General features: G+C 39.8%; 23 protein-coding genes, 1 tRNA gene and 1 pseudogene. 4 read left to right on the top strand and 21 right to left on the bottom strand.

Going from position 1 to position 22,743, the window contains the following annotated elements:
• Positions 1-4 precede the first annotated feature (4 nt).
• The 3 genes from xdhA to DESYODRAFT_RS06260 all read right to left on the bottom strand — a co-directional run bounded on the left by xdhA (position 5) and on the right by DESYODRAFT_RS06260 (position 4,821).
• Positions 5-2,365, bottom strand: a complete 2,361-nt coding sequence (xdhA, locus tag DESYODRAFT_RS06270; RefSeq protein WP_007780849.1) for a xanthine dehydrogenase molybdenum-binding subunit XdhA — start codon at positions 2,363-2,365, stop codon at positions 5-7.
• A gap of 256 nt (positions 2,366-2,621) precedes the next feature.
• Positions 2,622-4,391 carry a sigma-54 interaction domain-containing protein gene (locus tag DESYODRAFT_RS06265; protein ID WP_007780848.1) on the bottom strand — a complete coding sequence of 590 codons (1,770 nt, stop codon included), beginning with the start codon at positions 4,389-4,391 and terminating at the stop codon, positions 2,622-2,624.
• Positions 4,392-4,527: 136 nt separating this feature from the next.
• The gene (locus DESYODRAFT_RS06260; RefSeq protein ID WP_007780846.1) at positions 4,528-4,821 is read right to left on the bottom strand and encodes a DUF1294 domain-containing protein; all 294 of its coding nucleotides are present in this window, start codon (positions 4,819-4,821) and stop codon (positions 4,528-4,530) included.
• Positions 4,822-5,053: 232 nt separating this feature from the next.
• Here DESYODRAFT_RS06260 and DESYODRAFT_RS06255 point away from each other — a divergent pair.
• Both DESYODRAFT_RS06255 and DESYODRAFT_RS28615 read left to right on the top strand, forming a co-directional pair.
• Positions 5,054-5,140: transfer RNA gene (locus DESYODRAFT_RS06255), tRNA-Leu, on the top strand.
• A gap of 224 nt (positions 5,141-5,364) precedes the next feature.
• Positions 5,365-6,213 (top strand): hypothetical protein, encoded by an 849-nt coding sequence (locus tag DESYODRAFT_RS28615; RefSeq protein WP_007780844.1) that lies wholly within the window; start codon positions 5,365-5,367, stop codon positions 6,211-6,213.
• 52 nt (positions 6,214-6,265) lie between these two features.
• Here DESYODRAFT_RS28615 and DESYODRAFT_RS06245 read toward each other — a convergent pair whose 3' ends face one another.
• The 7 genes and pseudogenes from DESYODRAFT_RS06245 to DESYODRAFT_RS27940 all read right to left on the bottom strand — a co-directional run bounded on the left by DESYODRAFT_RS06245 (position 6,266) and on the right by DESYODRAFT_RS27940 (position 11,195).
• Positions 6,266-6,997: a zonular occludens toxin domain-containing protein gene (locus DESYODRAFT_RS06245; protein ID WP_007780842.1), complete on the bottom strand. Its 732-nt coding sequence runs from the start codon at positions 6,995-6,997 to the stop codon at positions 6,266-6,268.
• A gap of 261 nt (positions 6,998-7,258) precedes the next feature.
• Positions 7,259-8,080: a hypothetical protein gene (locus DESYODRAFT_RS06235; RefSeq protein WP_007780839.1), complete on the bottom strand. Its 822-nt coding sequence runs from the start codon at positions 8,078-8,080 to the stop codon at positions 7,259-7,261.
• Entirely contained in the window at positions 8,081-9,109 is a 1,029-nt protein-coding gene (locus tag DESYODRAFT_RS06230; protein WP_007780836.1) for a hypothetical protein, read from the bottom strand. It abuts the gene before it with no gap.
• A 90-nt stretch (positions 9,110-9,199) separates the two neighbouring features.
• A complete protein-coding gene (locus DESYODRAFT_RS27950; RefSeq protein WP_007780834.1) occupies positions 9,200-9,364 on the bottom strand; it encodes a hypothetical protein in 165 nt (54 codons plus the stop codon).
• Positions 9,365-9,709: 345 nt separating this feature from the next.
• A pseudogene (locus DESYODRAFT_RS29840) lies at positions 9,710-10,087 on the bottom strand (terminase large subunit domain-containing protein); the annotation flags it as partial.
• A gap of 26 nt (positions 10,088-10,113) precedes the next feature.
• Positions 10,114-10,578, bottom strand: a complete 465-nt coding sequence (locus DESYODRAFT_RS26515; RefSeq protein ID WP_157137116.1) for a hypothetical protein — start codon at positions 10,576-10,578, stop codon at positions 10,114-10,116.
• A 479-nt stretch (positions 10,579-11,057) separates the two neighbouring features.
• Entirely contained in the window at positions 11,058-11,195 is a 138-nt protein-coding gene (locus DESYODRAFT_RS27940; RefSeq protein WP_157137115.1) for a hypothetical protein, read from the bottom strand.
• Between the two features lie 433 nt (positions 11,196-11,628).
• Here DESYODRAFT_RS27940 and DESYODRAFT_RS06210 point away from each other — a divergent pair, with 433 nt between their 5' ends.
• Positions 11,629-11,889, top strand: coding sequence for a type II toxin-antitoxin system HicA family toxin (locus DESYODRAFT_RS06210; protein WP_345788209.1), 261 nt, complete (start codon positions 11,629-11,631; stop codon positions 11,887-11,889).
• Between the two features lie 54 nt (positions 11,890-11,943).
• Positions 11,944-12,342 carry a type II toxin-antitoxin system HicB family antitoxin gene (locus tag DESYODRAFT_RS06205; RefSeq protein WP_007780824.1) on the top strand — a complete coding sequence of 133 codons (399 nt, stop codon included), beginning with the start codon at positions 11,944-11,946 and terminating at the stop codon, positions 12,340-12,342.
• 1,323 nt (positions 12,343-13,665) lie between these two features.
• On the opposite strand, the gene DESYODRAFT_RS06200 is transcribed toward DESYODRAFT_RS06205, so the two are convergent.
• The 11 genes from DESYODRAFT_RS06200 to DESYODRAFT_RS06135 all read right to left on the bottom strand — a co-directional run bounded on the left by DESYODRAFT_RS06200 (position 13,666) and on the right by DESYODRAFT_RS06135 (position 22,735).
• On the bottom strand, positions 13,666-14,361 hold the full coding sequence (locus tag DESYODRAFT_RS06200; RefSeq protein WP_007780820.1) for a hypothetical protein: 696 nt from the start codon (positions 14,359-14,361) through the stop codon (positions 13,666-13,668).
• A 1,152-nt stretch (positions 14,362-15,513) separates the two neighbouring features.
• Positions 15,514-16,008, bottom strand: coding sequence for an ArpU family phage packaging/lysis transcriptional regulator (locus DESYODRAFT_RS06185; RefSeq protein WP_007780817.1), 495 nt, complete (start codon positions 16,006-16,008; stop codon positions 15,514-15,516).
• A 149-nt stretch (positions 16,009-16,157) separates the two neighbouring features.
• On the bottom strand, positions 16,158-16,604 hold the full coding sequence (locus DESYODRAFT_RS06180; protein ID WP_007780815.1) for an ASCH domain-containing protein: 447 nt from the start codon (positions 16,602-16,604) through the stop codon (positions 16,158-16,160).
• Entirely contained in the window at positions 16,601-16,948 is a 348-nt protein-coding gene (locus DESYODRAFT_RS06175; protein ID WP_007780814.1) for a hypothetical protein, read from the bottom strand. Before DESYODRAFT_RS06175 ends, DESYODRAFT_RS06180 begins: the two co-directional genes overlap by 4 nt.
• Positions 16,949-16,975: 27 nt before the next feature.
• Positions 16,976-17,809, bottom strand: coding sequence for an ATP-binding protein (locus DESYODRAFT_RS26510; RefSeq protein ID WP_007780812.1), 834 nt, complete (start codon positions 17,807-17,809; stop codon positions 16,976-16,978).
• Between the two features lie 285 nt (positions 17,810-18,094).
• The gene (locus DESYODRAFT_RS06165) at positions 18,095-18,418 is read right to left on the bottom strand and encodes a muconolactone Delta-isomerase (RefSeq protein WP_007780810.1); all 324 of its coding nucleotides are present in this window, start codon (positions 18,416-18,418) and stop codon (positions 18,095-18,097) included.
• Positions 18,419-19,417: 999 nt separating this feature from the next.
• Complete coding sequence (locus DESYODRAFT_RS06155; RefSeq protein ID WP_007780807.1) at positions 19,418-19,756, bottom strand: PIN domain-containing protein; 339 nt, start codon at positions 19,754-19,756, stop codon at positions 19,418-19,420.
• Positions 19,753-19,971 carry a UPF0175 family protein gene (locus DESYODRAFT_RS06150; RefSeq protein ID WP_242833545.1) on the bottom strand — a complete coding sequence of 73 codons (219 nt, stop codon included), beginning with the start codon at positions 19,969-19,971 and terminating at the stop codon, positions 19,753-19,755. The genes DESYODRAFT_RS06155 and DESYODRAFT_RS06150 overlap by 4 nt, the downstream gene beginning before the upstream one ends.
• 69 nt (positions 19,972-20,040) lie before the next feature.
• Complete coding sequence (locus tag DESYODRAFT_RS06145) at positions 20,041-20,628, bottom strand: RQC domain-containing protein (protein ID WP_007780803.1); 588 nt, start codon at positions 20,626-20,628, stop codon at positions 20,041-20,043.
• 263 nt (positions 20,629-20,891) lie between these two features.
• On the bottom strand, positions 20,892-21,677 hold the full coding sequence (locus DESYODRAFT_RS06140; RefSeq protein WP_007780800.1) for an ABC transporter ATP-binding protein: 786 nt from the start codon (positions 21,675-21,677) through the stop codon (positions 20,892-20,894).
• Positions 21,674-22,735 carry a FecCD family ABC transporter permease gene (locus tag DESYODRAFT_RS06135; RefSeq protein ID WP_007780795.1) on the bottom strand — a complete coding sequence of 354 codons (1,062 nt, stop codon included), beginning with the start codon at positions 22,733-22,735 and terminating at the stop codon, positions 21,674-21,676. Before DESYODRAFT_RS06135 ends, DESYODRAFT_RS06140 begins: the two co-directional genes overlap by 4 nt.
• Positions 22,736-22,743 lie beyond the last annotated feature (8 nt).

Below are 22,743 nucleotides of genomic sequence, written 5' to 3'. Positions count from 1 at the left end.
CTTACTAGATTAATCCCACTTCTTTGAACTTTTCAAAAACGCGTTGTGGATTCATAGGAATCCGATTAAAGGCCACGTCCGTTGCATCCAGCACAGCATTGCGGATAGCGGGAGCAGGAGAAACAATGGGAGGTTCGCCAAGAGATTTAACGCCAAAAGGTCCTGTAGGATCTTCTTTTTCCACGAAAGCTGCTCCGATATCCGGAGTATCCATGATCGTAGGAAGTTTATAATCTAATAAATTATTATTTAAAGGCTTACCTGTTTTCTCATCAAAGAGCAGTTGTTCGGACAAAGCATAGCCGATTGCCATACTAACTCCGCCATGAACCTGCCCCTCCGCCAAGAGAGGATTAATAATTTTACCCGAATCATGCACATTATAGATCTCTAAAACCTTAATTTTCCCGGTCTTGATGTCCACTTCCACTTCCGCAAAGGTTACCCCAAAGGGGATCGCATTGATGCGTGCATTATTTGAGACATCACTGGTAATTGGTTGGGCGTGAACTCTATCATAATAAGACTGCATTGCGACAATTTCCAAGGCCAGGACTTTTTCACCTGATTCTTTAAACACAACGTGCTCTTCCTTGAGATCTAAGCGATGAGCAGGTATATCCGTCATCCTATGGGCAACATCAAGAACCTTTTTCTTAACCTCTAAGGCCGCTTTTTCAATAGCCATCCCTGATACGTAGGTTTGCCTCGAAGCATAAGACCCTGTATCAAAGGGGGTAATATCTGTATCCTGGGTGGATATCACATGCACCATATACATCGGAATTCCCAGAACTTCTGCGACCATTTGCGCAAAGACCGTGTCACTTCCCTGGCCAATCTCTGTCGCACCCAACTGCAACTGAACCGAACCATCTTGGTTCATAACAATCCTTGCCCCGGCAAGCTCTAATGCAACCGGATAAGTTCCGGAAGCATAACTAAAGCAAGCCATGCCCAATCCCCGGCGTTTATCTCCACTTTGTTCCCTATACAAAGCCTTCTTGGTATCCCACTTGATCAATTCCCGGCCCTTATCAATACACTCACGGATTTCACAGCTCCAAATCGTATTTTTACTTAATGGTTCTACGAAACCCGCATTGACAAGGTTCTTCTTCCGTATTTCGATGGGATCCATCTGTAGTTTTTTGGCGATATCCTCGATATGGGATTCAAAGGCAAAAAATATTTGTGGCGTTCCATATCCTCGCATCGCCCCAGCCACCGGCAAATTAGTATAAACCGTTATAGGGTCATATTTTAAAGCCTTGGTCGGATAGAGATAGCGGAATTTGCCGCCTCCGCTTCCCGCAATCGAATGGCCGTGCGAAGCATAGGCTCCGGTATTCGAAACAGCCGATATATGTATACCGTTGATTTTCCCATCGTTGTTAATTCCGGTCTTAATTTTAAACTTAAATGCATGACGGGTTCGAGTATCAATCATGGCCTCTTCCCGAGTAAGCTCAAGCTTTACCGGACGTCCGCCCACAGCTAAGGTCATGGCCGCATTCAGAGGTTCAATACAAACATCCTGCTTATTACCGAACCCGCCCCCAATATAAGGCTTAATCACCCGCACCCGGCCCCAGGAAATCCCGAGCGACTGGGCGACGATTCTACGAACAATATGAGGAATCTGAGTCGAGGTCATAATGACAATTCTTCGATCCGAATCGACATAGGCATGAGAAACTTGGTTTTCCATATGACAATGCTGAACAATGCTTGTTTCGTACTCCCCTTCGATAACATGGTCCGATTCTTTGAAGGCTTCTTCAACATTTCCAATTTCATATCCATTCGATGCCAGAATATTTCGTTCGCAGTCGTCATGGATTAGAGGAGCTCCTTCTTTAAGAGCTGCATCAGTGCTTGTTAAAGCTTCCAACACCTCGTATTCAACCTCAATCAGCTTTAAGGCCTTCGAAGCAGTAAGAGCATCCGTCGCAACCACGGCTGCGATATTATCTCCAACAAATCGTGCCTTCGGTGTCAAGATATAACGGTCCTCTTTATCCCGATGACTAACATCCAGCGAAAAGGGATGTCCTGCCGTTCCATATTTAAGCTCGGCTACATCCACTTCATCCGTAGCAATAGCCTCTATAACTCCGGGCATGGCCGTAGCATATCGAATTTGAGGCAGATCTTTATATGTTAAAACAGCCTCTACTCCAGGCAGGGCCTTTGCTTTACTGACATCGATCGATTTAACAATCGCATGAGCATAAGGACTATGTAGAATCTTTCCAATCAGCATAGTTTGTTCAGAAAAATCATCCGTATACTTGGCCTTACCTGTCACTTTGGCTACAGCATCAACTCTTCTGACACTTTTCCCTACAACCGTATATGCCATTTTGTTTCCTCCCGTCCAAACTAATTATTAGACCTCACTGTAGCTATAGCTTTTGTAAACGTGCAAAAATCATGCCAACAATCTTACATGTCGAAAAATGGTGTAAATCAGCGTTTTTCAAGCAAACCCTCGCATTCTGTTTATCATATTGATATCCACCATAATAATCTATCCCACAAATAACAAGAATATTTGTATTATCATAATGATAATACAAATATCATTTTAATATGATACTATCGTTTTGATAATACCATTATTCAATGTTATACCGTGCAAGTTTTCGATAAAGGGTCGCTATTCCGATTCCCAAAGCCTTAGCAGCCCTTTCTTTACCTTGCACACCTGCTCCGAACGTTCGATAACAACTCAGAATCGTCTCACGCTCAACTTTTTCCAAGTTAAACTTATCCAAATCATCTCGGATTTCAATATTCTTTAGTCTTGGAGATAGATGCTCTTCAGATAAGGTGGTTCCTACTGCCAAATTCATTGCGTATTCAATCACGTTTTGCAATTCACGGACATTGCCTGGCCAACTATATTCGTAAAGGTGTTTTCGAAATCCCTCCGACATCAATTGAATAGTTTTATCGAGCTGTTGATTGAACCCCTTAATAAAGTGTTCACACAAAATCTGCAAATCTTCTTTTCGATCACGTAAAGGTTTAATATCCATAGGAATGACATTGATTCGATAATAAAGATCCTGGCGAAACTCTCCTTTAGCCATCATCTGCTCAAGGTTCCGATGTGTCGCCGCAATAACCCGGACATCAACAGGGATTGGGGCTATTCCGCCAATGCGTTCAACTTGTCTCTCCTGAAGTACCCGTAGAATTTTAGCCTGCAAAAACAAAGGCATATCCCCTATTTCGTCGAGAAAAAGTGTTCCTTTATTAGCTAATTCAATCTTCCCGATTTTCCCTCCTTTGCGCGCTCCGGTAAAGGCACCTTCCTCATACCCAAAGAGCTCACTCTCCAGCAAAGCTTCCGGAATGGCCGTACAATTAATCGCCATAAACATGCCTTGCTGCCTGGAACTCAGATTATGAATCGAACGAGCTAACATTTCTTTTCCCGTCCCACTTTCTCCGCGAATTAAAACCGTCGATTTACTTTCAGCAACCGCTTGGGCCCGTTCGCGAACCTGAGCTATTGATTCACTGACGCCTAAAATATCATCAATGGTATATCCCGCGTCTTGTAAAGAAAGCCGGTGCACAATTCGGCCAATTTCATCAAGTGGGCGCAGGGTTACACCAATACTCTTCACTCCCTTTTCACCATCTATAGGCAACGCTCGCAAAATCATCTGAACACGATTTTTCTTGGTTTCTACATGCACTTCCCGCTCGATGACTTGATCCGCATTATTACCTACTCCAAGGATATCTGAGACAATCTGTGCAGAGAATAAGCTTTTCAGATGACTTCTCGGGGTAAGCAAATTGGTGCTGAACAAGCGCTTGGCAGCTTGATTATAATGAAGGACATTTCCATCGAGATCGACCGTTATCAACCCTTCATCCAGGCAGTCGATAATCGAATTAAGATAATGGTTCGCTGAAACGAGACCCGCCAAAAACTCTTGCTCCTTCATTTTCAAGGCAATAGTTTCCGCCATTTTAGTTAAGAAAATAAGATAAGACTGTTGGTTTTCCTCAATGAGTTTAGCCTGAGCCTCAGTAAAACAAATAAGCCCAATCACTCCAACCGACTTATCATCAACATTGATAGGAGAAACGACTTCGTATTTCTCCGAACAATTTCCTCTTGCTTTACATGGGGAGCAAAGAGGATGGTTCCCTGGGGTTTCTATGACAAATTGGTGTCCGGTCCGCAAAACTTCCTGATACACGTACCCTTGGCGATCCATGGATAGCCCTACCCCTTTGTGATACCTGCCTGTTCCAGCGATACGCATCAGATTATGATCCGCTACTTCAACATCGATTTTCACAACAGTAGCAATTGCTTCAGCTATCTGCTGTGCATAATCTTTAACGGCCATAAGTTCAACCATTAGGTTACCCCCATTAACGCTATTATTTCTCACAAAGTCTGTTAATATGACAATTAGTTTTCTTTTACCTGATTATTTTCATATTCGATTCAGAATGATAAATATCCTTCTAAGGAATTATCATTTTGAGAGAAGATTAAAAAATCACCAGCCGATAATTTCCAACGTAGTAAAAAAAGCCAATCATTAAGAGATTGACCGCAATTAGGAGGGGCGCACCAATTATAAACTTTGAATGACTGGTCTTATGATGAAAATACTTCATTCCGGCATAAAGGCCAACTCCCCCCAAAGCGGCTCCCATGAGGAGCAATCTTGCTTCTGGTATCCTCCATTGGTGCCTTTTAGCCCGGCGTTTATCTCTTCCCATCGTCATAAAGACAAAACTATTCCAGAGAACGTAAATCCCTAAGAAAACCTCAATACTCATTACCCTATTCTCCTCCCTACCTATATAGCCTTGGAGCTAATTCATAACCTTGGAGCTAATTCGAATTTTCTTCTTTTCGTGCTCCCATACGAAAGGCCCTAGCATGATTCATGCTGGAGCCTTTCAGTAACAAGTATAATTTAATATTCTATCATAGATAATCTCTCATAGAATAATTAGTCAAAAAATTATTGACAAACTATCCATCTTCTCATATAATAATCAATGTCACGCGGTCGTGGCGGAACTGGCAGACGCGCTAGATTCAGGTTCTAGTGCTCGCAAGGGCATGGAGGTTCAAGTCCTCTCGACCGCACCACTTAGAAACACAAGGCCTTCGGGCCTTTTTTCTTTTTCCTTTGTTAACACTAAAAAATATAAAATAGTCAACAAAAATTATACTACACCTATGAAGTAATTATATACTTTTTATGATATGAGATATCTTGACACTTAATAAAAACGCCAAAATGTGCAGGTTTTGTTGTCGTTTTGTCGAACATATCTCTTATTAAAGGCTTTAATGAAATAGGAGGAGGTAAAATGTTCAAAACGATAAAATTAGTCCAACGAAGAATTCGGCTATTCGTCGAATTCTATTGGGTCAAGCTATTGCTAAAAAAGCGTCAAATACTCCGGCTAATAACAAGATTTTATAAACGTTTTCGAGACATTTGGTATATTGGATTATTATGCTCAATAATCATAGGTGGTTTGTTATCTACTAGTTGGAAATTCAACATATATGATGAACTAAAAGGTTACATTTCGGGCCTGTTCAATATAATAGTTACCGTTTACCTAATCGATTTCCTTCGCATAGAATACGAGCGCAAAAAAAATGCCAATAACATTTTCGTCTTTGATAAGCAACTAACTTTAATATTTGAAGACTTTATGAGAAATGCGATTTTAGCATTAAACATAGATTTATTTAATTTTAAATCAAATGGCCTAGAACTAACTCACGAAATTACAAAAGCCATAAATTCAACACCAACATTCTGGACGGATTCAATTAATATCGAGAATAAGGTTGCACATGACTATTTTATTCCCCGACATCAATACTTAAAAGAATCCTTTCTAACCCTTCGCGATAAACTTCAGAGATATATTTTAAATAGCTATGTATCCCTGGATGCAAAGCGATTTAAGTTCATAAGAAGAATCCAATGGGATTTAAGTCTAAGAAACCACTTTTTTGATGAAAGAACAAATTTCCCTTTGCTCCAGCCTCATCAAATATCCTACGCAATTAATTCGCTAATGGGTTATTATCAGAAGATTAGGGAAATTGAAGAGTACTGGCATAAAGATTCTGACTTGGAAATAAGACTAGAGAAAATATGTGAACAAGCCCGTTACATAGGTCTAAAGCTACCATTTTAGCTTTTTAATTCTCTTTACGAAACACAATACAGCTCTTTTTAGATCATGCGATTCATCTAATACATATAATGTTCTTAATGAATGAACAAAAACTTCGTATTAATGAAATTCCGCGCGGATGCTCATGCGAGCAGTCTCGCGCGGAATTTTCGTTTAACAACTTTGAGATTTGTTGATTCTGTTGTCCTAATTTCTTAATACGCTCATAACATGCATAAGTATTATAATTCGTCTTCAAATCCCTGGCGAAAAACCAATTACGTGCATAAACAAAAGGTTTTATAGTCTGACCATTATCCTGCTTTTCAAATTCAGCCTTTGCATACATAGTATGGTGGAACAATTTAAGTCCCCAAATATAGCCGCATGACCAAATGAATTGTGTCTTTGCTCTAATCATAAGTTCTATATCACCTAGAGATTGAGTCGTGTAATAAAAAGCAACGACACCACCATGCCGAAACATAGCAAACCAGTCGCGAATGTCTTTCTTTGTTTTGGACCATTCTCTCGAAGGCCATAAGGCTTGGGCTTCATCCACAAAGACAGCTAGACGCTCATCATAGGTCACTGGGTCCAGGTAGATTCCTAAGAGTTCTTCTTCTGTGTTAAAATGGATAGCTCCTTCTAAGGTCCATTGGCAATTCCCTAAGACTACTAGATAGCCTTTGGCTTTGTATTGTAAGGCCAGTTTTTGCAGGAAGTAGGTTTTTCCTTTCCCGGGGATGCCGACAATTCCTATGAGTCCTTCGACTTTTTTGGCTCGGTGATTGGTTTTGCTCATGTTAGGCTCCACTCCCTCGAATTAGGTTAATGACGAGCATGAAGGTTGAGTAGACGATGAAGACGGTTAGCATGGCTAGGGCTGTTTGGAATATATTCAATATGGTTCCTATTGGAATAACCCCCGACCAGGAATAGGCTTGCTCCCATACTTGACTCACTGAATCAAAGAGTGATCCCACCTCAAAAAGATGATACTGAGGTAAGAGTTCCGCAAACCAAATTAGGAATCCACAAAGTAGTGAAATTATAGAAGCTATAATCACGATATCTTACCTCCCCTTTTTAATGCCATTGCTAAAATTCCTACTTCAAAACCAAGCCATAGACCAAGGGTTAATATATGCCTTAATTTATCTGACATGGCCTTATGACCAGAAGGAATATCCCCAAAATCAAAGACTACATGATACCGTGATACTTGGTCAGGGTCCGTCATGGTGTACCCTATACAGGGATATTGAAGGCCACCGTCAGGCGGGAAGAATAGCCCGTGTAAGTCGGCTGCTATAGAAAATGGGAATGCATTGGCGAAGGCTTCATTGACTGCTGAGAAGTCTTCTTTTATCGGGGTTAAATCTGTCGGTACAAGTAGAGCTATTAGTCCTGTATTAATCGCGCTTGCAATAAGTGTCGGCAATGTTTGGACCCAATTCCAAAAGGTATTTAACCAGGTCCAAACTTGATTAAACCATGTGAAAAAACTTGCTAAAAATCCTAATATCTCTGTTGGCTCTTCTTCTGGTGGTGGTTCGGTCGTTTCAACAGGATTTGCTACGATATCATTTATTTGATTCCAATTTGTTGGCTCTCCCGTTATGACTGTTTCTGTAGCCGCTGGACCTATGATTAAATCCGTTTTGGGATATGATCCAAAATACTGCATTTGTGCTTGTATTGTACTCATGGGAGAAGCATCAATCGTTAGATTTATATTTGTTCCTGATGTCGCTTCAAAGGTAAAAGGCCAAAAATGGTCATATTCAGTCCAAATGCCTGCTAGATCATGAAAGCTTGGCCAAATAGTAAGATCTTTTTTTCCTGGTTCTACTATACTAGGGCTACTCTCTATATTCCATCTCATCTAATTATACAGACCTAAATAATCACTATAAGGATAAACCAAATTACTAGATCCACCAGGGTAACCCCATTGTGCAAAGGCTGAATACATAGATAAATTAAGATCATAATAATCTAATGTTTCACCATCACTTATCGTCATAACACAGTCATTTTCATGCCCCGGTTCGGAAGGAGGAGGAGTCGGTGCAATTAAAGTTGTTAAAGAAGTATCAGCATACACTGGTTCAGTTGATTCGTATATTACACCGTCAAAATTTTTTAAAGCATTACTTGTACTATTTGAATGATCCAAATATACCCAATTATTGTTTGCATCTAAATAATATCTATCATATGCTTCTGAAGAAATTCCAAATAAGGTACTTCCATTTTTATAATATTTATCCGCAGGTGTAACCATAGTTATCAATACTAAAGAATATGGATTTTGATATTGTGCAGGTACACTTGTACTGCCGGCAATAATATAATGGGTTAATCCATTAGGTATAGGAGGAAAATTATAACTGCCAGGTCCTCCCGATCCTGACTCATAATCCATCCATGTTGTAATAGCTCCAAAGTTTAATATGTTAATTTGATACAATCCATCAGCACTGAAATTTTGATCATGGAATAACGTTCTTGGCGAACTAATAGGTGTATATTCTTCAAACGCAGGTAATGTTTGTCCAATATAGGACAACCCCCCATCGACTTTAATCGTTGCAGGGAGTCCAGGATATGTTGCGTTTAGCCAATTTTGTGCATTATCTATGGCTTGTAGATCAATCGTCAAATTGCCCTCGGCATCCCAACTAGGAGCAGTGATACCTGATTCATAATATCTACCTGCTATATCCTCAGCACTGGTAATTGATGAAACATTTAACCCTGCAGCCACTAATGTAATTAATCTTGCCAAAAGTGGTTTCGCTAATTTAATAGCGGCATTAGGCAAAGACGCATCAGCCGTTTTTACTGGTCCAAAAACACTTGATACAAGAATCAAGGCAATTAAAAAACTAGATAATAGTTTTTTCTTCACATCCTTAAGCTCCTTTATACACAAAAGTGCATAAACGCTTGGGCAACGTCTACGCACTTTTATTAAATTTCCTGGGGTTGTGGGTTTGGCTTAGCCAAAGAGGAAGCTTTTGGCTTTGCGGAAGGCGAAGCCGACAAGGGCGATTCCACCGGCAGCACTAAGCAGGGTAGGCAGGTTTTCGGTTAACCAACTGGTAAACATATTAAGATAGGGTACAATATTAATGGCGGGAAGGGTTAAGGTTGTTGGCTCCAAAACTAGTTCCTCCTTTCTATGGTTTTAGTTGAAAGGCCCTCTTCGCGGCAAAACGATGTCAGCAAAGTTATAATGCAAGTTTTGCCAGATTATACTTAATTGCCTGGTCAGTGATCCAACTAGAAATTAAATCCGGACTAATTTCTGCATCATCAACGAATGTTAGCAAGCCCTGCTTTTCCCATTCCCTTAAAAGAGCCTTAATTCTTGGAAGATCTAAAGACTGTGTACATACCCAAGAATGGGTGATCCAGTATCTAATCTCTCCTACCCGAATGAGTATTCCGGCACTCGCAAAGTCTGTTATGCTGGCATAGTCAATCCCGACGACTCCTGTTCTCCCGGTTAGATCAGGAACCTCACCGCAAGATGCCTGATGTTATCCCATGAAGTCACCTGGATTTCCTTATTACCATCAGGAATATTCATGCGCTTCGTCATGAAAGCGCTGAATTGCGCAGGATTGAGTTTCCAGTCCTCATACTCACCCCTGTCGACGAGGTGATCTAATGGTCCACCTCTAACATCGCCATTTGTTGTGGCATAGGTTCTTCGAGGATGAGGCTTTTTCCCTAAGCCGGTTGTAAAGACATTGATGTTTGCATAATCTTCGTATTGGTGAATTTCATTAAAAACAACAACACCGGAACGTAATCCATCTTTTCCTTTTGGATTATTCGTCCGGTATTTTATCTTTGATTTTGTTTTGGTGTTAATGATTTCTTCTTTGTTCCAGTAAAAATGTCTTTTTAGCTTCTTAGTGTTTTCGGTTCTTCCAGCACTCCGTAGATATCATCAAAGGGAGCCTTAGCTTGAAGTTCACTATTGGCACAGATATCAACGTCATAATGTTTGATACCGTTATATTTAGATGATAAAGCAAAGCCTTCAAAGGCAATATATCCATCCTTGCCTGCTCCCCGACCAATAAGCAAAAATAAATCTGGCCAACGCGGCAGCCCATTGGCTTTATAAGTACAGCAGTGTAAAGCGAAAACGAATTCTTCCCAATCAAATAGTTGATCATAAGGAAAATACTTTATTAGGCCTAAATAGTTTTCCAGCTGTTCATCATCGACATATATGTCCTCGTTATGGAAACATGACCTTACGTGGGCAACTAATAAGTGTTGCTCTTCACAGGCTTCAATGGTTCCGCTTTCTACAGCTTCGATGTATTGGAGGGTATGCGGATTGATCTTAGAGGTCATCATCCTCACCGCCAGATTGCGCCGGCTTGATCCCTAACTCTGCTAAGAGTTTCAGCATTTGAGCATTGATTTTAATACGTTGTTCAATACTATCATTCTTCTTTATACCCTTCTGGCCCCCCACCGTTGTCGTATTTTATTGTTACGCCACGGCGCTGGATATCCTCAACTAGGAGGCATTTAGTAACCCACATATCCATGTAGTCACCAACGAGATCTGTTTAGTATTTGCCAAAAGTTCCATTTCGCTCAAGCTGGTTTAATAAATCATTTTTTACTTCAGCATACAACTCCGAGTTTAGGTATTTCTTAGTTTTTGCATTTGCGGCCAAATCACCCCCCCACCACCCCTCACGCGCGTAAGCCTAGGCAGACTGTCTATGACCCTACCGAGTCAACACCCCGAAAATTAATTTACAATTTTTTCAGACGGGGGGTACTCTACAATTTTCCTTGAAGCGCCTGCAGCTCTATCATCTTAATCATGAACCTGCCAAGTATGGATTCACATTCCTTTTCAATATTTTCCCTTCATCCTCTTTAGCTTTTAATTCAATAAGCTTATCAATGATGTCGGCTGCACCGCATAATGTATCTCTAAACTTTTCTAGATTCTTCATGTCGCCTACCATCTCTCCTCCGTCAAAGGTTTCTTCTTTTTCTTTTGCCGATACCCATGCACCTCTTCATGACAATTGTGGCAAAGAGGTATCAGATTCTTGTATTCTTTGCCCTCAAAAATGTAGACCTTGCTCAGAGCTAACCTTGGATACCGCCTAACGTACTGAACATGGTGAACCGTGTCAGCTCGCTTATAAAAACCTCGCGCTTTGCAATGCCGGCATTCATTCTTAAATTCAAGCAAAACTTCTGCCCTTAGTCGCAGCCAATAGCTAGAGACATAAAAAGCATGAATATTGTTACTGTCGATTAGGCTTTGTACCCACCTTCCAACTTCATCTTGGTTACAGGGATTCACTCTACCCTCACACCTTTATTTACATCCACTGACATAAACCAAAAATAAAAATAGTCTACTCTAGCCCTCAGAAAATGTTTAACGAAATTAGAAAACCCCTCTTTACACACGTGTTAATACGTGTTATAATGTACTTAGAAGGAGGGGATAACATGAAAACCGGCGAACTACTTAAACTACTAAGTCAAAACAAAATAACTCTCAAACGCCGGGGAAAGAGACACGATATATACTACAGTCCAATCACCGGAAAGTCCTTCCCAGTACCTAGACACAAGACAGAATTAGCGGACGGAACACTAGACAGTATACTCAAGGATGCGGGGTTGAAATAAACCCCACATCCCGATAAATAGATAGAATATAAAAATGAAAGGAGTAGAACCTCAATGACCAATTATTTATATCCAGCGATATTCACCTTAGAATCCAATGGATCTTATTTTGTGAAATTTCCGGACATCGAAGGTTGCTATACTCAAGGTGATAACTTGCATGATGCTTATGAAATGGCACAAGATGTATTATGCTTGCGTCTCTATGATCTAGAAGAGTCTAAAGAAATCATTCCATCACCTTCTTCACCTGATAGCATTAAGCCTGAACATGGTTCTTTTGTGACTTTGATTAGCGCTGATACCCTTGAATATCGAAAATTTAACGATAACAAGGCAATTAAGAAAACCCTTACAATTCCGCAATGGCTTAATATTATGGCAGAACGCGAGGGTATAAACTTCTCCCAAGTCCTACAAAGTGCTTTAAAAGATCAACTTGGTATTCAGTAACTAAACAAAAGGAATATAATAATTTCAGCAGCCTTAACCGGCTGCTTTTTTGTATCCGCATATCCATGTTGCTCCTTTGCCATATATTACAACTTCTGAAAATCAAATAATGTTAGTATAAATGGTTAAATGATCTTTCAAAACTGAATAAGGAGGTCGCAACGCTATGATTAGGAGAATTGTGTCCTTGATAGCTTGGTTACTATCCATGAAATTAAAGCTACGCATCACCATCATTGTCGTAGTTGTAATTATCAGGTAGCCAAGCCAGATGGCGGGGAAATGTGCCTAAATAGTACATTTTCTCAAAATCTGAAACAGGATACAATTATAAAATAAAAATAAATAACAGGGATCTATAAATTAAAGCAGTTTCGATTCAGTTCGAAGCTGCTTTGTCCTTTTACCAACAAAAAAGTTCTTTATCGGGTAAAAATTATCTCAGGACCAAATAATCAAGGTATTCTCCTGATAAAAAATGCATTCCTAGCCGAAAACACAAAAAATGTGAAGTAAATAGAAAATAATAATTAATAACGAAGGACTTAAATCACCTTATTACTCCCGCATTAGTCGAGTTATTGACTTCTCCACTTAAATGCCAAATAGATCTAAAATGAGATAATCAGACTGATAACGGCAATTATTAATCTTTTAATTGTGATTTATTGTTTATTTAAACCAAAAAAAATATAAAAAAGATTAATGAAAGGAATATAAAAATTTTAAGACAGAAGAAGCTGGTCTCTTTTTTAACGCCACAACTCAACCCTCACACCTTTGTTCTCTCGTATCATCCAATGAACACTTTATGGACATGCTGCATAGTATAAATCAAGAAACCTCTCAATCTTATGGGAATCTAAGATAAAGAGGTGAAGTATATGCTTTGTGTGGCATTGCCAATAATTATTATCTTACTGCTTATAATTATTGGAGGACTATTTTTATTTCTGAGACCAATCTTAACGCCACCGCCACAACCTTGCCGCAGCAGATTATTATTTTAACAAGTTTTAGCCTAGGTGTTATTGCCTGGGCTAGAACATTGTGCCCGATATGCCTTTATTCGTCCGCATCAGTCGGTCAATCGCTTTAAAGCTGGAACTCTCCTCATACAACTCATTGAGCTCATCCTTTACAAGACAAATTATCCCATCATAGTTGCCGCAGTTCCCGCAATTGGCTGCGATCCCTTTACCTATCTAAGTAAATCCGACACATATAAAAGCTGGCTTAGCTAATTGCATCACCGCCTTTGAGGAAATAGAAAAAGAGCCTGAAGGCTCTTTCGATTAAATAATATTTATATAACGACTAGAATTATTCATTTGCACTCGGCAAAGGGATAACGTTAACCTTTAAAATTTTCCATTTACTCGAATTGCTATTTTCATCCTTCGCATAATAAAGCAGTTTATGAGGTCCTATGAAGTTCGGAACTTGAACATGTGCAAGTTCACCATATATTGGTGTTGTTTCCTCTCTATCCCACGCATAGCCTATATGGTGAACTCCATCTTTATCTATAGCTTGTAAAGTAATAACCTCGAAAGGATAATATTGGTCTTTTACTTGAGAAAGTATTAGTCTCGGTGCATTCAAAACTTCATTAAATCTGTAATTCACCGAATTATAGCTTTTATGCTTTCCTTGTTTATCAACTAGATGAAAATTAAGGACATGTTCTCCTATCTCTTCAGGAAATTCCACTTCAACGACATGATTGTATTCCTTTATGGAAATATCTTGATCCCAATTATACTGAACATATTCTACATCATCTGGATGCTTTGCGTTTATTATTATCCTATCTCCCCAAGTTATTTCAGAACCTGATGGCATATTAACTTCAAATTGACTAACTGCAGCTTTAAGCCAATTAACAGGTTTCATAAATTGATCGTAGAACAACAGCGTACATATTGAGCTAAGAAAGAAGCCAACAATTACTTTTGTAGCTGATACAAATATTTTATTCCTAAATAGTTCCTTGATAGTATCAAATATCTTTCTCATCCTAACTTTTGTCCTCCCTCCTTTTTTATCTGAAAATTCATTCGACAAAAAGGAAATATATTCCTGCATAATTGTTAAGCCTTTGATATTAAATATTTCTCATATATAATACAAAAGCCGCCCCGTTCGGACGGCTCTCTTTCTACCATAGTACCACAGATTAAAGCTTAAACACTGACAGGTTTATGCCAAATTACTGCCAAAAAACACTTTAGAAAAACAATTTACTCTGATTTACTTTCAATCTTACTCTTCGCTTCTTTGATTAAGTCATGAACAGTTTTTCCAAGTCTATCGAATGTAATAAAAATTACTACTGAAATATCTAAAAACATGTTATTCATTCTTTGTTCTAATGACTGTTCTTGAATTTGAGAATATGGATCCTTTAAAATTAAATAAGCTAATGCAACTATTACATACATTATTAATCTTCGGATATTAATTTGAAAGGCATTATCCCACAGATATACCCAAAATGCTGCAAACAAAGGAAGGGTATAAAAACAATTCTTAGATTCATTGGCGAAGGTGAATCACCCGCAATTTGTATTACTATATACCAAACCACAATTATAAAGGCCACAGAATGACCTATGATAAAAAACTCATACACAAGACCTTTCAATATAACATAACCTATATTTTTACTTTTAGTTTTCGTCCAATAATATAATTTAATAATCCAAGTGTCTCCTGAAATACAGGCAGAAGTAAAAGTTGATAGCACACATAAGATTACTCCCACTCCAAACAAAAATCTTCCTGGTGAAATTATATAAAAGTCAATTACCATTAATGCAATCCCTAAAACAACGCCTAAAATAAATATTATATTTGATGCCCATATCCTATTTTAAAATATATTAGCTACTTTTTGAGTCACCGACAAAAACTTCTTATCAAACGTCCCAATATTTTCTCTACTTAATGAAGACTCGAAAAAATACCGCCATTTTCGTTCAAAAAATAGATACAAAATGAATATAATAATTAGAATTAAAAATTTTATCATTCTCCAACTCTCATTCTAAAAACTCAACTAAAATTTCATTTTAAAACAACTGTATATGCATTAATAAAATTACTATTTCTACAGAGTTTCAACAAGCAAATACATTTTCCTGTCTGATCAAATTAATTTCTTTAAAATCACCACCCCAACTCCTCAAAACTAATCTGCTCCCTCTTCACATACCCAAACATCTGCGCAGCCAAAATAATAAGCTCATCCTTCAGCCGATAATACGACCTCACGGCCATCCCAATTTCCCCGGCTATCCAGAAATCCTTATTGAACCGCTGCATATACTTAAGATCGATCAGCGCTCTCTCCGTTTTCCCCAGAGAGCCAAGAATCATATCAACCTCATGGATCTTATGCCTCAGCTCCCGAATCTCCGTTTCAAGCTCCACTCTCCTGTTGGCATAGCTACCTGTCTGATCCCCTGTCATTCCAATGGAGCGTCCGGGGCTTAGGCTAATCTGAGCCGTATTACTGGGAAATTCGTGCTCAAGCTGCTCTATAAGTATCTGCAGACGAAGTTTGTCCTGGGTGTATGTCGTAAACCGACGAATCGTTTGTCGGTACCACAATGGCTTTACACGCTTTTTCTTTTCCTCAGTTGCGGCTTCAGTTGTCTCCAAGCCTCTTACCTCCTTTATTCACATTTAACTAACAGGTTGTCCACAGCTTTATCCACACCGACTCCATCCACATGCCGGGTCTAGGCATTGGACACAGCCGCCAGTATGGATAACCGTTGACCCGCACTATGGGCAGGCGTTATCATCGGTCATAATAATTCACCGTCCCACTCCCAAATACTCAATTTGCCTTTAGCCGGTACCGGATTATCCAGGGCCTTGATATCCTCCAGTATCCAAGCATATCGCCCTACCGCATACTCCCCAAAATCATACTCATGGCCATTAGCTGACTTAACGAAATCAATAAACTCAGGAGTCATCTTGACACAATCGACCAGATTACAAGTTGCTATGATACTTCCGTGCGGGAATCGAATAGACACATCGCCATTCTCCTCAGTTACTCGTAGTGATTCTAAAGCCGCAAAGAAAGGTTCTTTCCATGCCATATCCAGATTCTTTGCCTTATAACCTTTGCTTGCATGAATCGCCAATGGCCCCCTGTATTTTGTTGCCCAGCTACGAGTCTCTATTTTCTTAGCACCGGTAGCTATCAACGATGCCCAGGGCTGTAGTAGTGATATTGCTTTCATGACTCAACCTCCTCCAGATCCCAGCAGCTCATCTCTTCTTCCATAGCAGTAATCAGACCTTCGACGGTATCAATCGGCTCCTCACAACAACCGGCAAATGCCTCAAATTCTTCTTTAAGCACTCCTGCGACATTGTATATCTCGATTAGCTCAAGGAGCCTTACCAACCGGCTATTGGTCTTCCTTATAACTTCCCGTTTCTCGTGCTCGATATTTATAAGGCACCGTTTGCAGTTTACTTGTTCGTCAGAAACACCGTGCTGACGCTGCCAATGTGGAGATTCTAACCCGCACCTGGTTTTCTCAACGTTTTTGGGGTTTATGGACTGAATTATTTTGCTCATTGTTTTATCTCCTTCCCTCTAATCCCCTTACCCCTCTATCCTGTGGTCAAAGTCCGTAGCACAAAGGAAATGCTCTCTCGTTAATCCAATTAACCTGGACATTGTTGCATCCCAGACCTCTCCAAGTCTCTGGGCTAATTCCTTTGGATAATAATTCGAGTTAAAACCAGTTAAGAGGTTGTTTCTGTATCTCAGGTCAATCAAGCGATAATACATATTCTGCACCCATTCCGTAGGCTTCTCTTTGCCGATATCGTCAAGGATAAGAGCCTGCACTTTACCTAAAGTTTCAATCTTTTCTTCCATGTTCTCTTTGTCTCTGGAGAGCTGCGCTTGCCTTAACTCCGCCAGAAGATCTGCCGACGATACAAAGACAACTTGCACGCTTTTAGACAACATATCACTCGCTATTATACAAGATAACATCGTTTTGCCAATCCCAGGGTTCCCGATCAGGCAGAATCCCTTTGATTCCGACTCGGAGTTGATCTTTTCGGGCCAGGCCTTGAGATATCGCTTGACTCCTTCGAGCATATCCTGGTTGTTGTCGTTGACTTGGTAATCTTCGAGGCGGTAGGCTAGCTGATTGCCTCTTAGCCCGGATGATTTAAGTTTTCGTGCCGCACTCTTTTTCGCCTTGCATGTACAGTCTGAGTAAATTGATAAACCTAGTGAATCAACTCCTATTTCAACGATCTCTCGGTCTTGGCACTTAGGGCAATCATACGTTTGCTCTTTTTGTGGCAATCGATAGTTTGCTCCGGTATGATAAAGGCCGTATTTATTTGCTTTGTCTTGCTCTGAGCTTTTGGAGGTAGGGATCGTTTTCCCATGGCTTAGAATCGTCTTTAATGATTCCATTTTTATTCATTCCTTTTGCAATGCTTTATCCATATTACGGCAAATTTGAAAGACTCATTTCTTTAGAAACATAAGAGAATCCTAGCATTTTTCTTTAGACTCCCAAATCCCTTCCTGCCAGTAAATATACGATAAATCTTAAATAGATAAATCAAAAAACCAAAGCATTGAAAAATGTCTTACATAGTTAAACTCAAATAGTGGAAGCCCTCATTTTACAGGGGCCTCCACTTTGTTTATATGTCCTCAACTAGATGAAGCTAGGGTGAAAGGCTTTGTCTTACACTACATGATTTTTTGTGTTATCTTTGCGTTCAAAACACGTTTAGTGTTCTCCATGCAATTTTCAATACTGATTAAGGGAATAATCTCCATATCAAGAAATGGAAATATAGGAGATTGTGATATTAATGAATGGAGTTCCTCAAAGGAATCAACATCCCAAATCACGCAACCACCTTTTCTTCCAGCAAATGCTCCTTGAGCTAGAATCTTCCCCTGTTTCTGGTAGTTTATGGCGTTTTCCCATCCTTGTACCATTATTTCCTTAGACTGTTCCGGTGTAAATGGAGGCACTTGATTTAATTCAGCTTTAGCAAGAAATAACATACTTAACCCTTCTTTCTCTTAACTTTTGGCTTTTCATTTTTAGACATGACCGCCTTCACCTGCCTCATCCTAGGCAGACAAACAATTCAGGTTGATGGACTGGAAATTTCCAGTATCAACCCGAAATAAACAAAAAGAGCAACCGACCCCGTATAAAAAGGTCCATTGCTCTTTTCCTCTATTTCGGATGGAATTCCACCCTAATTTTCTTTATAAGTCGTAATAATAAAAGAATCGGCAAAATACCGATTCTAATTATGCTATGATTCTTCTTGAATTTTCTTCCAGCCCCCTATTGAGTTGATAATATCAAGAAGTATAGATTTTGTCAATAGTATTGATAAAAATAATTCAAGAAAATATTCTTTTGATATTAAGGTCATTTTCCCCTAGGGTAGCCCCCCGTCAAGTTGAACCGGTGCTTTACAAAATTATTATTGATGTAAGAAAAGGATGCCGCCTCTTGCTAAGAAATACCCCACATGCCATTCTGCCTATGCCTAGTGCGGCAAAAATACGTTCACCAGTGTTTAGATACGACCTTTGCTGATCCATTCTCGATCTATACGAGGTATCTAAGTCAACACAGTAACATAACGTGTTTAGTGCCACCCCATTGACGAAATAGCTAAATGAAAAAAGTGAGTTTATGGACGAACTGCACGCAATTTGCTGTTAATTGAAGTTGCCTTATTCTTTCGAATCTCTTTCAAATGGCGAATCCACAGATTAAGGTGCTCTTTGTAAAAGTATTCTGGGGCATCGACTTTGATCTTGAGAGCGAATGCTTGGAGGTAACTCAAGTGCTTGTTCATAGTAGACCAGACTCTGCTCGGTAAGATTCTCTGCACGTTTTTCGTTGAGGAATGCTTCAACCGATAAACTCCAACTTAGACCGATTCGCTCTCTTCTATTAGTATGTTTTGCTGACTTTGGGCCTTCCATGATGACCGCTCCTTTGCGTTTTTATTTCGCAAAAGATTACGGCATTACCCTAGTTCAAATATAGCGTGGGGATAACCAATAACTGAATCTAGCGCCTTTTTTCGTTGGAAACAACTCTATTACCGCATGAACACTGGCTTTCCGCACTACTGTCCGAATATCAAATTGCTCTACCATTGACTGGTTTTCCACCCTAAAAACGAAGACTTTCTGTTCCAGAACTGCCTTCTCCAATTCAATCGCACTAGTATACCGAACCAAATTTCCGTAGACAATTTCTTCAAATACTGCTTCCGGAATCATAACATCATCAAATAGAGTCCATAATAAATCCAGCTTTCCGATCGTGGAAAGGCCTATGATCGGGCTGGAATTGCAAACAACCCTAATCATTTCACAGATTCCATTTCATCGAGCAACTTCCTAAGAGACTCATCATCCTGGCATTGTTGCTCTTCCGAATACTCACCCCAATGCAATCCTCGGCTTCTCAAAATCTCCATGAAACCCAACAATGACCGCCCTGAGAGCTGCGCTGCTTTGGCTAATGAGACGGCTTTACTTACAAAAAGCCCGATAGCAAGTGACAGCCTGATCCTGTCATCCAACGAAGTCCCAACCCCTAAGCTATTAACAATTGGCACAAAATCGTCTGGAATGTTCACCTGAACCTTTATTTAAAATATAGTTCCCTCTTTCACCAGATAATCAATAACCCTCTGAATTTCAGCCTTCATCTTTTTGTATTCAATTTCCTTCCAGACTTTCAGAATTGGTACATACCTGGCATTGCCGGTCTGTTTGATTTTCTCAAGAAACAGTATAATCATCCCTCTGTTCCTGTCCTTCAACTCTTGAACAAAGCTGTAGTCTTTACCTTCCAGAAGTCGTTCAAACGTTTGTAATAATTCCTCCGCATAGGTTTCTCTCTCAATTTCCCAGCCTATTTTTGAGAAAACAATCACTGGCAGCCTGCCCGTGTATTCAATTTCAAGGTAGCCTTTCATTATCATCCAATCGATCCGATGGGTTATATCCTGTAGGGTCAGTTCCCGATAGTATCCATACACCGGACATAGATCCAGTCCATGCTCCAGCACTTTCTTGTCTTTAGATCCCTTCAGAATCTTGGCCAGCATACTCCGGCCCCCAGTTGCTATAAGTTCATCAGCCGCACGAAGTATCACCTTTATTTCTTCAATTGTTAAGCTTCTTATATCCCCGCTGTCAAGATCATATCTTACCCTTTGTTTTTTTCTGCTCATAGCTAAACTCGCTCCACTATTCTATACTTTTTTATGTTCATAGATGTTAGAATCGTTGAAATCTCCTTTGTTCTTTCATCTATTTACTTTTATACCTTCCACGTTTCCCACCTATTTCCCTCTGAGATCGTGAAAACATTCTTGGATAAGTAAAAAGGCCAGACTGTTAACAATCGGGAAATATACTAAACCCATTGCTTATTTGCGCTACCCTATAATCAATTCCTTTGACTTTGAGGACACACCCGTACTATGGAAAACCCTCAGACTTTGCGTACTGAACATAGCGGCGAAACCATGGGGATGCCCTGTTCATCATAGGTTACATTGGCTATCACCCCATAAACTTCTTCCAGCATCTGGGGCTTAATGATATCACCTGGCTTACCCGTACTGTAAACTGAACCCTTTTCATCCATAACGACGATATGCTGGGCATACCTGGCTGCAAGGTTGATGTCATGCAAGACAACAATAATATCTACCTTCTGTTTATCTACGATTTTCTGGAGAAGCTGACACAATTCTACTTGTTTTTGCAAGTCGAGAGAATTTACAGGTTCGTCGAGCAGAATTAATTTCGGTTTTCTAACCAGGGTTTGGGCAATAAAGACAAGTTTTTTTTGCCCTCCGCTTAATTCACTGAAGTTACGGGTTGCCAGAGCTGTGATATTCAGAGATTCAAGGGTATCCATGACGATATTCAAATCTTCATCCGTTACTTTATAGCCAAGTTCAGGCAATCTCCCTAAAATAACCATTTCCAACACCGTGAGGGTGGATATCTCCACATCCATTTGAGGCAAATAAGACATAAGCTTTATTTTCTCTTCCGTATTCATGGCGGTTATGCTTTCAGTACCGTATAATATGTTTCCGTGATAATTCAGCAATCCGAAAATCGATTTAAGCAAGGTCGATTTTCCGGCGCCGTTAGGTCCGAGGATTACATTGAGACCTTTGGCAAAAGTAAGACTTAAGCCATCAAATATTTTATGGGACCGTTTGCTTTTTTGATAGGAAAAGCTCAGATTATTGACTCTTATCATTGCATACTCCTCATTTTACCAAATATTATGGAGACAAAAAACGGAATTCCAATGACAGCCGTTACCAATCCTATGGGCAGTATGACTCCTTTTATAATGACTTTGCTTATAACAAACGCAAAGGACATTATAAAAGCACCGGTTAATGCAGAAAGGGGCATAAAAAACCGTTGATCTTCACCCACAAGCTGCCGGGCAATATGAGGGGCGATAAGACCCACAAACCCTATGGTTCCCACAAAACAGACGGCTACGGCGGTAAGCAGGGAAGTTATAAAAATGACTCTTCTTCGTACTTTAGCAGTATCTACACCTAAACTCCTCGCCTTCGTATCATCAAGAGTCATGGCGGTCAGTTTCCAGGCATCTTTATACATAATAAAAAAACATACTGCAAGTACAACCAAGACAATAAAAAACTTATCCCAGGTAGTTTTCAGCAAGCTGCCAAAATTCCAGAAAATCAAACTTTGAAGTTCATCTTCATCGGCAACATACTGCAAAATCATGGTGAGAGCACTAAAAAGAAAATTCAAGGCTATACCAAATAAAATAATAGCAGTCTTGCCGATTGAACTCTGACGGGAGAATAAGTAGATCGCCACGGCCACAAGAAGCGAGAAGACGAAAGCATTCACCGTCACTACCAGGGTATCTGAAACATGAAACAGATTTGCATTCAATATCAGTCCCATGGCTGCCCCAAAGGAGGCTGCAGCAGATATTCCCAGGGTAAAGGGACTCGCTATAGGATTGCGCAGTATGGTTTGAATTTCACAGCCGCCAATAGCCAAGGACGCCCCGATAACAACGGCCATAAGAGCCATGGGCAAGCGTATCTGCCTGATGATCATTGGGTTATGACCGTCCCCTTCACCTGTAAACAACACTCTCAATATTTCCTGAATACTTATGGAGGATGAACCCATGGAAATATTCAGGATCAGTAAGAAAGCCAAGCCAATCAGCAGTACCATGATCAAGATAACCCTTTTCTTTATCAGGCTGTTATACAGCTTTCGGTTTACACTCTCTTCAGGCCTTATTTGATATTCCATTATTTATA

Origin of the sequence: Desulfosporosinus youngiae DSM 17734, from assembly GCF_000244895.1 — a bacterium.
Taxonomy (GTDB): Bacteria; Bacillota; Desulfitobacteriia; order Desulfitobacteriales; family Desulfitobacteriaceae; genus Desulfosporosinus; species Desulfosporosinus youngiae.
Note: the sequence above shows the minus strand (reverse complement) of the source record. Positions and strands in the feature narration are given on the sequence as shown.

Coding starts and splice junctions, on each gene's coding strand:
- DESYODRAFT_RS06145 (WP_007780803.1), bottom strand. CDS start 20,628: ATGAGCAGAAAAAAACAAAGGGTAAGATATGATCTTGACAGCGGGGAT.
- DESYODRAFT_RS06235 (WP_007780839.1), bottom strand. CDS start 8,080: ATGAGATGGAATATAGAGAGTAGCCCTAGTATAGTAGAACCAGGAAAA.
- DESYODRAFT_RS06245 (WP_007780842.1), bottom strand. CDS start 6,997: ATGAGCAAAACCAATCACCGAGCCAAAAAAGTCGAAGGACTCATAGGA.
- DESYODRAFT_RS06210 (WP_345788209.1), top strand. CDS start 11,629: ATGTTTAACGAAATTAGAAAACCCCTCTTTACACACGTGTTAATACGT.
- DESYODRAFT_RS06175 (WP_007780814.1), bottom strand. CDS start 16,948: ATGAGCAAAATAATTCAGTCCATAAACCCCAAAAACGTTGAGAAAACC.
- DESYODRAFT_RS06200 (WP_007780820.1), bottom strand. CDS start 14,361: ATGAGAAAGATATTTGATACTATCAAGGAACTATTTAGGAATAAAATA.
- DESYODRAFT_RS26510 (WP_007780812.1), bottom strand. CDS start 17,809: ATGGAATCATTAAAGACGATTCTAAGCCATGGGAAAACGATCCCTACC.
- DESYODRAFT_RS06165 (WP_007780810.1), bottom strand. CDS start 18,418: ATGTTATTTCTTGCTAAAGCTGAATTAAATCAAGTGCCTCCATTTACA.
- DESYODRAFT_RS06140 (WP_007780800.1), bottom strand. CDS start 21,677: ATGATAAGAGTCAATAATCTGAGCTTTTCCTATCAAAAAAGCAAACGG.
- xdhA (WP_007780849.1), bottom strand. CDS start 2,365: ATGGCATATACGGTTGTAGGGAAAAGTGTCAGAAGAGTTGATGCTGTA.
- DESYODRAFT_RS06265 (WP_007780848.1), bottom strand. CDS start 4,391: ATGGTTGAACTTATGGCCGTTAAAGATTATGCACAGCAGATAGCTGAA.
- DESYODRAFT_RS06180 (WP_007780815.1), bottom strand. CDS start 16,604: ATGAAAGCAATATCACTACTACAGCCCTGGGCATCGTTGATAGCTACC.
- DESYODRAFT_RS06155 (WP_007780807.1), bottom strand. CDS start 19,756: ATGATTAGGGTTGTTTGCAATTCCAGCCCGATCATAGGCCTTTCCACG.
- DESYODRAFT_RS06260 (WP_007780846.1), bottom strand. CDS start 4,821: ATGAGTATTGAGGTTTTCTTAGGGATTTACGTTCTCTGGAATAGTTTT.
- DESYODRAFT_RS27940 (WP_157137115.1), bottom strand. CDS start 11,195: ATGAAGAATCTAGAAAAGTTTAGAGATACATTATGCGGTGCAGCCGAC.
- DESYODRAFT_RS06135 (WP_007780795.1), bottom strand. CDS start 22,735: ATGGAATATCAAATAAGGCCTGAAGAGAGTGTAAACCGAAAGCTGTAT.
- DESYODRAFT_RS26515 (WP_157137116.1), bottom strand. CDS start 10,578: ATGATGACCTCTAAGATCAATCCGCATACCCTCCAATACATCGAAGCT.
- DESYODRAFT_RS28615 (WP_007780844.1), top strand. CDS start 5,365: ATGTTCAAAACGATAAAATTAGTCCAACGAAGAATTCGGCTATTCGTC.
- DESYODRAFT_RS06205 (WP_007780824.1), top strand. CDS start 11,944: ATGACCAATTATTTATATCCAGCGATATTCACCTTAGAATCCAATGGA.